This window comes from Lactobacillus ultunensis DSM 16047, from assembly GCF_001436305.1.
In the GTDB taxonomy this organism is placed as follows: Bacteria; Bacillota; Bacilli; order Lactobacillales; family Lactobacillaceae; genus Lactobacillus; species Lactobacillus ultunensis.
The window spans coordinates 1-12,800 of the sequence record NZ_AZFO01000008.1; the positions used below are offsets into that span (position 1 = coordinate 1).

Genomic DNA, 12,800 nt, shown 5'->3' on the forward strand with positions numbered 1-12,800 from the left:
ACGATTTAACTAGCACCACGCGTTTTTTTACTATAATTAATTTATATTACAAAATCATTCAGGTAAAAATATGAATCAACTCAAATATAATTTTTCAGATTACAACTTAAATATTGCAACATTCATCTCTAAAGAGCAATTTAAAATATATTCTCAGTTCATTAATAAATTAAGTCCGTTAAAAAATATTATTCAAACATATAAGATGACACAAAATCAATATATTGAATTGCAGGCAGTACCCCGTATTATAGAAAATCTTCCAATTTTAAGCGAACAAGGATATGATTTAGCCATTCAAAAAACAACTATTTATATAATACTAAATCGTATGTTTATAGATAATTGTAAAAATTTAGCAATTCAATTAAATGACTTAAATCTTAATGATCCAATTAACTCATGTGATAAAACTAAATGTGAAGAAAATCTACATGTACTACGCAATTATGCAAATCATGCAACTATTCCAATATCTGGATTAACTACAGAATCATCATCTAATGGTGAAGCAAAGATAAGACCTACAATAAAAAGACAAGATTTAAAAGGCAAATTCAATAAACATGATAGATTAATAATTAACACTTGGCCTAAAAATGGAATCGAAATCATGCCAGAAATCACCAAATCTAATACAATCATTCAAAAACTGCTTAAAGCAATTATCCAAAAATTTATTAAAACACGAATAAACGAGGAAGAAATAGAACAAATAAAAGCAGACAAAGAAATATGGAAAAACATTTTAATTCCTCAAAAAACTAGAGGCGTTTTTCCTCTTCCACTATCCAATGAACTAAAAGTTGCATATACAGATTCTTTATTATTAAAGATGGTCGTCTCTCTTATAATCGATAATGTAGAATATAATTAACTACTCTTATTTCAATACTTTATAAACCTTTGCCACACAGATGCCACACGAAAATTTTGTGTGGCAATTTTTGTGGTCAAAATAATTATTCATAACTGTTTTTTAAATATTAACAAATATTCAAAAGTAATAAAAAAGCCTGTCATCATAAGCTTTTTAAAGCTTCAATAACAGACTTGAAAACTATTAAGTTGTTCGTCTAATGCTGACTAGAGGATTCGAACCTCCGACCTCATCATTACTAGTGACGTGCTCTGCCAACTGAGCTAAGTCAGCAACTCTTTGTTGCCTCATCAACAACAGTATTTATTAAACCATATAGATGGGACTTACGCAAGTCTTTTTTTGAAAAAAATCAAAAAAATTCTTAAAACTATCAAATATGCAGATTTACGTTAGAATGAACTTGCAAGTGTTAATAATCCAAGGAGTGATTTGATGGAAACTTTAGCCCCAATCTCAACCGAATTGGATTGGCTGCTTAGAATTATTGTTGCTGCTATTTGTGGTGGCGTAATTGGTTACGAACGTGCTATTCAGAGAAAAAGCGCGGGAGTTAGAACTCACATTGTCGTAGCGATTGCCTCCGCACTGTTCATGATCGTTTCCAAATACGGCTTCACTGACTTATTAAATATGCATGACATTGCATTAGACCCTTCAAGAATTGCTGCTCAAATTGTAACAGGTATTTCCTTCATTGGTGCAGGCATGTACTTTATAGGTGTTTTATCCACAGCACTTTTATTCATTATTCAAATGGTCTTCCATGATGATATTATCATCAGTAAAATCACACCACATATTCGCTTTAACATTCAGATTGAAGCGGCTAACACGCCACACATTCTTTCTCGTATTACTAAAGAGCTAGAAAATAGTCAGGTCGAAAATATCTCAATTAAGATCTTAGATGTTAATGAAGAAAGAATTGTCTTTTATGTGGATGGAGTAATTAACAATAAACTAGATGAAAATAAAATTATTATGTCCTTACGTAAATATCCAGACATTGATAGAATCAGCTATACACGCGGTGGTAGATAAAAATAATTTTCTCGAACTTAACGGTTCGAGATTTTTTATGAAATAACTAGTAAAATAGTAATATTGATGTCTATGATTATGAAAGGATGAAACTATGGCAGGAACTCTCGATTATTTGCGTTGGCGTGGAGATTTATCTTTTAAAGAAAAAACTTTTAACAACGTCGATGCTTCTCTTTTAGCTTCCATTATCTATCTTCCTGTTGATCATACAGCTAAAGGACATACCTTAAGCGAGGTAGCGGAAAAATTACGAAAATTGCCTTCTTTCCAAGTACAAATGCAAGACTTGGCTGGAACACAAGTATTACTGCTACCACCTAGCCCTCGTTTAGGTAACATTAAGGTCTTAAATTGGACGAATCGCCTAGAAAAAGATCCTTATCCACTCCAATTTACTGCAGCCACCTTTCGCTTGACACCTGATACCATTATTATCGTCTACCGTGGTACTGATAGTTCAATTATTGGCTGGAACGAAGACATGAACATGAATTATATGCCTAAAGTTTATGGTCAGGATGTTGCCGCTAATTACTTAAAAGAAATGGCACAGGAATATCCACACGATAAGATTTATCTTGCTGGACATTCCAAAGGTGGAAATTATGCGGAATATGCTTTAAGCGTAGCCGAACCTGAATTACAAGATCGCATTATTCGTGCACTTAGTTTTGACGGCCCTGGATTTTTCCACCAAGTATGGAAATCCCCTGGCTTTGTCCGGGCCGAATCGAAGATGAAAACTTACCTGCCAGAATCCTCAATTATTGGTACAATGTTAGACCATCCTGAACGAGTAATCATTGTTAAAAGTACAGCTCCCATGTTGCAGCAACACGATCCCCGTCGTTGGAGCGTTGGTCGTGATAGTTTTGTTTTAGCAGAAAGCTTAACTTCTGGAGCACGATCTCTCAGGCACTCATTTATCGATTTCAACCACTCTATTCCTGATAAACAACGTGGTGAGTTATGGGATGCGCTTTTCCAAGCATTTGATGATTTAAACATAACCGATGTTTTCCAAATTACTGCTCACAAATTAATTGGGACAGTTCGGTTTAGTCGAGCTATTATGTCGCTTACGCCTGAAACACGTAAATACGTTTTGCACATGATCGGTGAAATCATTAACGCTATCCGTGGCAATATTAGTCTACCTTTTAATGAAACAGATTTTGCCCTTTATCCTAAGAGCAATGATTCTAATAAGGCGCCTATTTTCTTCGAGTTCTACGACACCACGGTACCAAGCATCTTGCCTGAAGAAATCAAACAACGATTTAAAGAAGAAAAAGAGAAAGAAAAGCGTGAAGGCAAAGAACAAGATAAAAACAAAGGTAAATTGCAATAGTTTCACATGAAACACAAAAAGCGATTGGATTTTATACTTCCAATCGCTTCTTTTTATTCAATTGTTATTCAGTTCTTCGATTGAAGATGCCTAAGATGAATGAGGCCAGCAGTACTAAGATTATTGCTCCTAATATTGATGGCACTATTGCCATCCCTGCCATTTGTGGTCCCCATTGACCAAAGAGTGCTTGCCCTAACGAAGAGCCTATCAGCCCTGCTAAGATGTTGGCAATCATGCCCATCGAGCCGCCCCTACCGGTTACAAAACCAGCGACGACACCTATTATAGCTCCGACAATTAAAACCCAGATCCAATATAACATAGGATCACCTATTTTCTTTCTGTGTAGTTATTTTTGCGGTTGTTAGGGCTAAAACGCTCAGCAATCTTCTTCGACTTCGTGATCTTTTTCGAGATCATTTTTTAGTTCTTCAGCTTTGCTCTTCACTTTGCCTTTAGCTTGTTGAGCTTTGCCTTGAACTTCACGAGCCTTGTCGCCGGTAATTTTACCTTCGACTTCTTTCATTTTTCCAACAACTTTGTCTTTTAAGCCACTATCTTTTTTATTCATAAGCGTGACTCCTTTCTGGAAAACTAGATGTTTTGTTGTTGATATTAATACTACGCTGATTTACTCCTAATTACGTCAAAAAAGGCTCGCCTTACGTCTTTCTTAACAGGTTGAGCCTTTTTATTGCTTATTAAATTGAATCGTGTTTTTTTACTTGAGTAAATTCTTAGCCAATTCGAAGTCGCCAAGAGTTGCGGAACCGTTGTGAGGAACGGCTGGACGTACAATTAAGTCATTTAAATCTGGTGTAGCAACATAATTGTTGTTGAATTCATCAAAGAATTTTCTTACCTTAACCAGATCGTCTTCATTTAAAACTGAACCACCAACAACCATTACATCAGGACGGGCAGTCATATATACGTTGAAGAGCATTTGAGCAATGTAATATGCGGAGTAAGTGAAAACTTTGTTATCACGAGAAAGTTTTTCACCAGGGATGCCAGTTCTGCCTTCCAAACTTGGACCAGCTGCCATGCCTTCAACACAAGCATCATCGTGGAATGGACAATGACCCTTATAGTCATCGCCTGGATAACGACGAACAAGCATGTGTCCCATTTCTGGGTGGTTGTTCAAGCCGAGAAATTTACCTGCTTGAACGATACCCGCACCAACACCAGTACCAACAGTTGCGTAGAAGTAACTCTTACTATCATCGCGACCACGAGCAACATATTCGCCATAGCAAGATGCGTTAACATCAGTAGTCATAACAACTGGGATACCTAATTCTTTTTCAAAAAAGCCTTTAACATTAGTACCTGACCAGCCTGGCTTTGGCGTATCCAAAATGTAGCCATAAGTATGTGACTTAGGGTTAATATCAATTGGCCCAAAAGTGCCAATACCTAAAGCATCAACTGGATGTTCCTTAAAGAAATCCGCTGTTTTTTGCAAGGTTTCCTTGTTAGTAGTGGTAGGAATACGATCGCGAGCGACCTCCTTACCAGTTTCAACATCTTGAACAGCTACGATAAACTTAGTACCGCCGGCTTCGATACTGCCGACATATTTCTTTTCTGCCATATTCTCATCCTTTTCGTATAAGTTTTTATCTCCAAATAGTTTTTGTGCTGATCATATTATAAAGAAAAAAGCCCTTATGTGTAAAGGCTTTCATGTATATGTAATTAATTTTGTTTACTTATGATCTGATTCTTGTTTCTTATCAGCAAATACACACGTATTAGATGATATACACCAACAATTAGCGAGGTAATTGCTAATCCAGGCGCGTCACTTCTCTGCGGAATGAACTTCCACATAGCAGTATAGAAACCTGCAGAAAACAAGAAGAGAAGGATCGAAAAGAAGCGGTAATAGATTATCCATCTTTTATTCATTTTAGTTACTCTTCATTATCTACAACTTCTTTTGAATTCATCCCTTCAACAGGTTGACCATCTTTATCAAAATAATCATTAAGATCACGACACCAAATCATTGCCATGGTCCCCTGACCAACATGCACACCAACTACCGGGCCAATGATGCTGGTATCAAAAAGATATTTTGGAAACTTAGCACTATAATCTTCCAGCCATTCTTGTTTTTTCTTGGGATCCAGCGAATCAAAGAATGTGCATTTGATTTTATAAGGCATGACCTTAGTCAAATTATCAAAATCATTTTGAATATGCTTATAAGCACGTTTATATTGCCGTTCTTTAGCAATGGCAGAAATTTTCCCTTCATTTTGCACATCCATTGAAAGAATAGGCTTAATTTTGAATAAAGTACCAACAAAACTAGCAGCATTAGAGAGGCGACCTGTTCTCTTCAAATGGCCCAAATCATCCACCATAAAGCGCACATCCATCGTTTTTTGCAGATCAGTTAGATCATGTATAATCAGGTCCATATCCGCTCCTGCTTCAATTAAGCGCCCTGCAAGCATAGCAAAATCCGCTTCACCGGCACAAGTAATCTTGCTATCAAAAGGATGAACCTTAATTCTATTTTCATCCCTAGCTACACTAACTACACTAGAATAATAGCTAGATATACCACTAGAAAGCGTAATTACGATTACATCGGTGTAACCTTCTTTGACATACTCATCAATCTTTTTCTGTAAATCGCCAATTGAAGGTTGTGAAGTAGAAGGCAAATCCTTTTCTTCTGCTAATTTTTGATAAAACTCTTGATAACCAATATCAATTAAGTCACGGTAAGTATTACCATTCCAAATAATTGGGATAGGCAAAACATCAATATGATATTTTTCTTGTTGCTCTTTAGTTAAATAGGCTGAACTATCAGTCAAAACAGCAATTTTCATAATAAATTCTCCTTCTATCATCTCTATTTTAACTGAAAGCAGATATAGAAAAAAGAACTCACTCTTTTAAAAAGCGAGTTCTTTTAATAATTCTTTAGAACTATCTATTAATTGTTATTGCTACTGGTTGCCTTATTAACAATCTTTTGATATTGACGCAAGCCATCAAAGTCTGAATCCTTCGCTTTTACATAACCGTAATGGTTGTAGATGCTTTCAATAATCTGCTTACCCTTCTTAGACTTAGCAATATTCATGAAAGCCTTTGAAAGCTTAGCTCTAAACTTCTTAGGCATATCTTTTCTAACCGCAATAGTATCGTTAGGAATCCATTGAGTAAAGTAGATTGGAACAACATCAGTCATTGCTTTCTTATCGTCCTTAGCAGCAATATTACGTGCATCTGAGAAAACAAATGCGGCATCAACATCACCGTTCAATACTGAAAGAACTTCTTGATCATCACCCTTAATGTTGACTAACTTGCAGTCTTTAGTAACATTCAAACCCTTCTTGTAAAGTTCTGCAATTGGGTAAACATAACCGGATGAAGAACTTGGATCACCAATTGCAATTTTCTTGCCTTTAAGATCTTTCCAAGATTTAATCTTAGAGCCCTTCTTAACCACGATCATGCCACGATACTTGTGCATCAAAGTGTGATTCATTTTGCCAGAAGGTTCATCGTAGCCGTAACGTTCAGCTTGTAGAAGAACATCCGCAATTCCTTTTTTATGAGCCAAAATGTAAGAATATGGTGGCATGAAACCAACATCAACTTTTTTAGATGCCATTGCTTCAACCAAACCGCTATAGTCAGTTGAAACAGTTACATGTACAGGAATATGCAATTGTTTTTGCAACAAAGTTCCCAAAGGTTTTGCCTTCGCTTCCATCTTGTTGGCCTGAGTACTTGGCACAAATTCCACATTCAATTCCTTGGGCTCATTTGATGAAGATGAGCTCTTTTTGCTATTTGAGCAAGCTGCAAGTGAAACTGTTGCTAAAACAGCTAGAGCACCGACCAAAACTTTTTTAAACTTCATAAAGATTCTCTTGTCCTCCGATATAACTAGAGATGATTGATTTCATAAATAGGTATACCAGAATTATAGATGCATTTCAATTAAAAATGCGAATATTTATGTTATTTAATAATAATATTGTATGTGTATATTATGCATATGAATTAAAGCGAGACATTTCTAGTAGGATTTATTATGTCACTTACGAATATTTGCGTAAATAAAAAAGCACATGCTTTCAACATGTGCTTAATTACCATTAGGATCATCATGCGCATAATCCAAATTTGAAAAACGGTTATAGGGTTTCGAGAACATTAATTTAACAGTGCCTCGACTACCTGAACGGTTCTTTTCAATAATAACTTCGACTTCACCGTTATCGTCTTCGGCTCCTACTTCATCGCTACTGCCGCTACTTTCACCATCTTCAGGTTCATCACGATAGTAGTCTTCACGATATAAGAACGATACAATATCGGCATCCTGCTCAATTGATCCAGATTCACGAATATCGGACAATACAGGCCGTTTATCCTGTCTCTGCTCAACTGACCGTGACAACTGCGAAAGTGCTATAACGGGCACGTGAAGCTCCTTAGCCAGTTTCTTCAACTGTCTAGAAATAGCGGAAACTTCTTGTTGCCGTGATTCGCTTCGTGGACCTTCAATCAACTGCAAATAGTCGATTACAACCAAGCCAAGGTTTCCTTTTTCTTTGGCTAAACGCCGCGACTTAGCCCGAATTTCACTCATCTTAATACCAGGAGTATCATCAATAAAAATTTGGGTATCAGCTAAGGAACCCGCTGCCATCACTAATTTATTCCATTCATCGGAATTCAAATATCCTGTTCTTAAATGTTGCGAATCAATCAATCCTTCAGAAGCAAGCATTCTTTGTACCAGTTGCTCGCCACTCATTTCTAGAGAAAACATAGCAACTGATTTGTCAGTATGCAAACCCACATATTGTGCAACATTCAAAGCAAAAGAAGTCTTACCAACACCTGGACGAGCAGCGATGATAATCAATTCATCATCATGAAAACCGGTAGTCATTTTGTCTAACTCTGAAAAACCAGTAGGCAATCCTGTGACCATGTCATTGTCATCAGGAAGATTGTTGATATCATCAATTGTTGAATTAACAACTTCCTTGATAGTCCGAAAACCACCAGTGTTGTTTTCAGACGAGACATTCATGATTTCGCTTTCCGCATCATCAAGAATATCAGTGACATCATCTGAGCCTTTCATCGCATTGGAGATAATTGTTTGACTGGCAGAAATTAATCTCCGCAACAGAGCCTTTCTGTGCACAATTTGTGCATAATAAGTCACATGCGCCGCAGTAGGCGTGGCCATTGCCAGTTCTGAAACGTAACTAATTCCACCAATATCATCCAACTGATTACGCTTATTTAATTCATCCTGCAGAGTTAAGGGATCAATTGCATCCCCTCGATCAGACAAATCTATCATCGCTTGAAAAACAATTTGATTTGCCTTTTCATAAAAATCTTCCGGCTGAACCACTGCACTTGCATCTGCAATTGCTTCTGGATCGATAAAAATTGCACCCAATACAGCCTTTTCCGCATCCGAATCATGCGGAATCTGTTGAGAAATGATATTATCCATCAATCACAACCACTTTTTTATCAAAATTAGTCTTGTTCAGTAATATGAACACGAATTGTTGCTTCTACACCCTTGAACAATTTAACGTGAACATTAGTGTAACCTAAAGACTTGATTGGTTCAGGCAAATTCAACTTACGCTTATCAATCTTGATACCATATTGTTTTTCCAGGCCTTCAACAATCTTCTTGCTTGAGATTGAACCAAACAAACGAGAATCTGCACCAGCTTTTGACTTGAAGTTAACAATAGTATCGTCCTTTTCAAGTTCTGCCTTAACCTTTTCTGCTTTAGCCTTTTCTGCTTCATATGCAGCTTTTTCATTAGCTTCAACACGCTTTAAAGTGTTCATGTTTCCTTTAGTAGCTGCCTTAGCAAGGCCACGCTTGATCAAATAGTTTTGTGCATAACCATCTGGGACATCCTTAACTTGTCCACGCTTGCCACGACCTTTAACATCTTGTGTAAAAATAACCTTCATTCTGGTCCTCCTTAATCATTTTCTTCTTCATATTCATCAATTGCTTTAAGCAATTTTGCTCTTGCTTCTTCAATAGTAACATCTTTAATCTGCGTTGCCGCATTAGAAAGATGTCCACCACCGCCGAGCTTTTCCATGATAATCTGCACATTGATCTTACCCATGGAACGCGCCGAAATACCAATAGTATTCTGACTACGCCTTGTAATAGCAAAACTAGCGCCAACGTTTTCCAAATCAAGTGCAGTATCAGCAGCCTGAGCTGTAATAATTGGATCAATAATTTGATCATCTGGTCCACAAAGTACAGCCATATGCGGCTTAACCATCTTCAATGTAGCAACCAAATGCGTTCTTTCAAGGAAGCTGTCAATATCTTCTTTCAAAAGCATGCTTACCACAGCAGAATCTGCACCAATTGACCGCAAGTAGCTGGCTGCATCGAAAGTTCTAGTTCCCGTTCTCAGCGAGAATTCTTTCGAGTCAACTACGATTCCGGCTAACATAGCTGTAGCTTCTAAGTCAGTTAATACTCGTTTGCCATTGGCAGGCTGTTGATATTCGATCATTTCAGTAACCAATTCACAGGCTGAAGAAGCATAAGGTTCAACATAGGTAAGCATTGGGTTCTCAGGGAACTCTTCGCCACGTCTATGGTGATCGATCACAATAATTCTGTTTTTCAACCGATCGTAAAGTGGTTGTGAATAAGTAATTGAATACTTCGAGTGATCCACCATTACCAACATCGACTTGTCAGTAACTTCAGCTAAAGCAACATCAGGACTGATAAAAATATCCTTATCTTGATTCTTTTGTTGCATGCGAGTTACCAAACGGCCGACATCATAGTTGGTTTTGTTGGTATCCAGTACAAAATTAGCCTTAACGCCATGAAGACGAGCTATTTTTACTACACCAATTCCACTACCAACAGAGTCCATATCGGGCCGTTGGTGACCGACAACAAAGACACGATCAGCATCTTTAAATAATTCACTAATAGCCTGAGAAACCATTCTCGCTCTGACTCTGGTTCTCTTCTCCATTGGATTAGACTTGCCACCATAGAAACGAGCATCTTTACCCGGCTGACGTAAAACTACCTGGTCACCACCTCGGCCTAAAGCTAAGTCCAAATTGGATTGAGCCTGGTTGGCAATCTCAGATAATGAATCACTACCAAAAGCAATACCCATGGAAAGTGTCAACGGAGTATTATTACGACTGGTTTCTTGACGAACCTTATCTAAAACAGAGAACTTATCCTTCTCCATCTCAGCCAGATCTTGCATATGTACAAGCAAGAGAAAATGGTCTTCGTCGATTCGTTTTAAATATGCCTTAAATTTCTTAGCATAATCACTCAACGTATTTTGGACATATGAACTCATGCTGGTCAATTCCTGATCATGCATGGTTTCACTTAATTCATCGTAATTATCAATGAAAATTTGTCCAATAGCTAGACGTTCAGCCTTATATTTATCTTCAATTTTTGCATAGCGCGTAATATCTAACAAATAAATTACGCCCAAATTATCTTGAACCACCATTTCAAAACGGTGTCCATCCCAATCTACAAGGTGGTTTTCTGAGGTTTTAGCCTCAATTGCCTCATTGAGCAATTTATTCAAGTCAGGATCAACAGCTTCGATAGTATGACCAACTAAATCTGTATCTTTCAAATAAAGCTGCAGATATGGGTTAACCCATTGAATCTGATGATCAGAATCATACAGCAAGATACCTAATGGCATCTTGATCATTGCTTCCTGTTCACTACGTTTTATCCGGTAAGACAAATTAACCGCAAAGTTAGTTGCATTACCCGCTAAAATATAGGTTCCATAAACAGCAAAAGCGACAGTTAAGATAAATACCAATACCATCGCCAAACCAAATAATGGATTCATAATCATCGCAATCACACTTCCAATTAAGGAAAGTGATAGGATAATTACTACGGAAGCTGTCAATCTTGAATCTTTAATAAATTCAGGCAATTCAAGCTTACGTAAAAAATCTTTCATGAAGATCCTTCCTACTAGGGTAAACTACATCAGTATCAATTATACCTTATTACGTGCTATGAATGAAAAAGATGAAATTAAAAAAGGGCAGAACTTTAAGTTAGTTCTACCCTTCAATTTTTTATTCGATCTAAATTAGTCTTCAGCAACGAATGGCAATAAGCCCATGATACGAGCTCTCTTAATTGCATTAGCTACTTTACGTTGGTTCTTAGCACTAGTGCCAGTAACACGACGTGGTAAAATCTTACCTCTTTCTGAGATAAAACGTTTCAACAGATCTACATCTTTGTAGTCAACGTAGTCGATGTGGTTAGCTGCAATGTAGTCAACCTTACGACGACGACGGCCACCTCTTCTTTGTTGAGCCATGTTTTAGAATCCTTTCTTAAATTTATTTTTAAAATGGAAGATCATCATCAGAAATATCAATTGTATCACCGGATCCAGCAAATGGATCTTGTGAATTATTTTGACTATTTTGATTGTTATTATTCTGTGAATTACTTTGTGATCCACCATTATTTTGGAAATTATTAGTGCTTGGTGCGCTATTATTTCCAGTATTTGGTGTATAACCACCATTTTGACCGCGGGCTTCACGATCCTTACGTGATTCAAGCAATGCGAAGTTATCAACGACAACTTCAGTTACATATACTCTCTGCCCATCTTTATTATCATAACTTCTAGTTTGGATTCGGCCATCAATACCAACCAATGAACCCTTAGAAGTAAAGTTGCAGAAGTTCTCTGCGGACTTTCTCCAAATTACACAGCTGATAAAGTCTGCGCCTCTCTCACCTTGGCTATTTGTAAATTGACGGTCAACAGCAAGAGTAAACGTAGCAACCGAGATACCACTCCCAGTAGTACGCAATTCAGGATCACGTGTTAATCGGCCAACAAGTACAACTCTATTAATCATACTTATGTCCTCCCTTTCCTAAATCACATAGATAATAAATAAAAATTACTTGTCTAACTTAACGGTCATTGAACGTAAGATAGCGTTGTCAATCTTTGACAAACGGCTAAATTCGTTAACTGCGTCAGCGTTGTCAGCAGTGAAAGTCATAATGTGGTAGGTACCTTCACGATACTTATCAATTTCATATGCGAAACGACGCTTGCCCCAGTCTTTGGATTCTACCATAGTACCACCGTTATCAGCGATAACCTTGTCGTAGTTTTCTACGAGAGCCTTCTTGCTATCTTCATCAACATCAGGCTTAATGATGTAAGTTACTTCGTACTTTGTAGTTGCCATGACTATTGCACCTCCTTTTGGACTATATGGTTCTTGCTAAAATCAAGAACAAGGAGTAATTGGAATATTACTCGCAATTTCTAATTCTAGCATATAAATAAAAAATTACCAAACAGTTTTTCACGTGATCCTAACAGTTTTTTTACTGTCTATTATTTATTACGCAAAAAAGTTTGATAATTTTTTCAAAAGTTGAATTTTTTTGTAATT

At 37.0% G+C, this 12,800-nt stretch carries 14 protein-coding genes and 1 tRNA gene; 3 read left to right on the forward strand and 12 right to left on the reverse strand.

Annotation, left to right across the window (positions count from 1 at the left end):
* The first annotated feature begins 70 nt into the window (after positions 1 to 70).
* The gene (locus FC57_RS03685) at positions 71 to 877 is read left to right on the forward strand and encodes a hypothetical protein (RefSeq protein WP_007125838.1); all 807 of its coding nucleotides are present in this window, start codon (positions 71 to 73) and stop codon (positions 875 to 877) included.
* 203 nt (positions 878 to 1,080) lie between these two features.
* Here FC57_RS03685 and FC57_RS03690 read toward each other — a convergent pair.
* A tRNA-Thr gene (locus FC57_RS03690) sits at positions 1,081 to 1,153 on the reverse strand.
* 162 nt (positions 1,154 to 1,315) lie between these two features.
* On the opposite strand from FC57_RS03690, the gene FC57_RS03695 reads away from it, so the two are divergent.
* Positions 1,316 to 1,924, forward strand: coding sequence for an MgtC/SapB family protein (locus tag FC57_RS03695; RefSeq protein ID WP_007125839.1), 609 nt, complete (start codon positions 1,316 to 1,318; stop codon positions 1,922 to 1,924).
* Positions 1,925 to 2,018: 94 nt separating this feature from the next.
* Entirely contained in the window at positions 2,019 to 3,278 is a 1,260-nt protein-coding gene (locus tag FC57_RS03700) for a DUF2974 domain-containing protein (RefSeq protein ID WP_007125840.1), read from the forward strand.
* Between the two features lie 64 nt (positions 3,279 to 3,342).
* Here FC57_RS03700 and FC57_RS03705 read toward each other — a convergent pair whose 3' ends face one another.
* From FC57_RS03705 to rpsF, 11 genes are all read right to left on the reverse strand, one after another.
* The gene (locus FC57_RS03705) at positions 3,343 to 3,603 is read right to left on the reverse strand and encodes a GlsB/YeaQ/YmgE family stress response membrane protein (RefSeq protein WP_007125841.1); all 261 of its coding nucleotides are present in this window, start codon (positions 3,601 to 3,603) and stop codon (positions 3,343 to 3,345) included.
* A gap of 57 nt (positions 3,604 to 3,660) precedes the next feature.
* Positions 3,661 to 3,852 carry a CsbD family protein gene (locus tag FC57_RS03710; RefSeq protein WP_007125842.1) on the reverse strand — a complete coding sequence of 64 codons (192 nt, stop codon included), beginning with the start codon at positions 3,850 to 3,852 and terminating at the stop codon, positions 3,661 to 3,663.
* A 150-nt stretch (positions 3,853 to 4,002) separates the two neighbouring features.
* On the reverse strand, positions 4,003 to 4,881 hold the full coding sequence (locus FC57_RS03715; protein WP_007125843.1) for an ROK family protein: 879 nt from the start codon (positions 4,879 to 4,881) through the stop codon (positions 4,003 to 4,005).
* A 322-nt stretch (positions 4,882 to 5,203) separates the two neighbouring features.
* A complete protein-coding gene (locus tag FC57_RS03720; RefSeq protein ID WP_040529484.1) occupies positions 5,204 to 6,136 on the reverse strand; it encodes a DegV family protein in 933 nt (310 codons plus the stop codon).
* Positions 6,137 to 6,243: 107 nt separating this feature from the next.
* On the reverse strand, positions 6,244 to 7,182 hold the full coding sequence (phnD, locus tag FC57_RS03725) for a phosphate/phosphite/phosphonate ABC transporter substrate-binding protein (protein ID WP_007125845.1): 939 nt from the start codon (positions 7,180 to 7,182) through the stop codon (positions 6,244 to 6,246).
* Positions 7,183 to 7,410: 228 nt separating this feature from the next.
* The gene (gene dnaB / locus FC57_RS03730) at positions 7,411 to 8,805 is read right to left on the reverse strand and encodes a replicative DNA helicase (RefSeq protein ID WP_007125846.1); all 1,395 of its coding nucleotides are present in this window, start codon (positions 8,803 to 8,805) and stop codon (positions 7,411 to 7,413) included.
* A 26-nt stretch (positions 8,806 to 8,831) separates the two neighbouring features.
* Positions 8,832 to 9,287: a 50S ribosomal protein L9 gene (gene rplI, locus FC57_RS03735; protein WP_007125847.1), complete on the reverse strand. Its 456-nt coding sequence runs from the start codon at positions 9,285 to 9,287 to the stop codon at positions 8,832 to 8,834.
* Between the two features lie 11 nt (positions 9,288 to 9,298).
* On the reverse strand, positions 9,299 to 11,320 hold the full coding sequence (locus FC57_RS03740) for a DHH family phosphoesterase (protein ID WP_007125848.1): 2,022 nt from the start codon (positions 11,318 to 11,320) through the stop codon (positions 9,299 to 9,301).
* Between the two features lie 135 nt (positions 11,321 to 11,455).
* Positions 11,456 to 11,692, reverse strand: coding sequence for a 30S ribosomal protein S18 (rpsR, locus tag FC57_RS03745; RefSeq protein WP_003549366.1), 237 nt, complete (start codon positions 11,690 to 11,692; stop codon positions 11,456 to 11,458).
* Positions 11,693 to 11,720: 28 nt separating this feature from the next.
* Positions 11,721 to 12,248: a single-stranded DNA-binding protein gene (gene ssb, locus FC57_RS03750; RefSeq protein WP_007125850.1), complete on the reverse strand. Its 528-nt coding sequence runs from the start codon at positions 12,246 to 12,248 to the stop codon at positions 11,721 to 11,723.
* A 45-nt stretch (positions 12,249 to 12,293) separates the two neighbouring features.
* Positions 12,294 to 12,590, reverse strand: coding sequence for a 30S ribosomal protein S6 (gene rpsF, locus FC57_RS03755; protein ID WP_007125851.1), 297 nt, complete (start codon positions 12,588 to 12,590; stop codon positions 12,294 to 12,296).
* Positions 12,591 to 12,800: the final 210 nt, after the last annotated feature.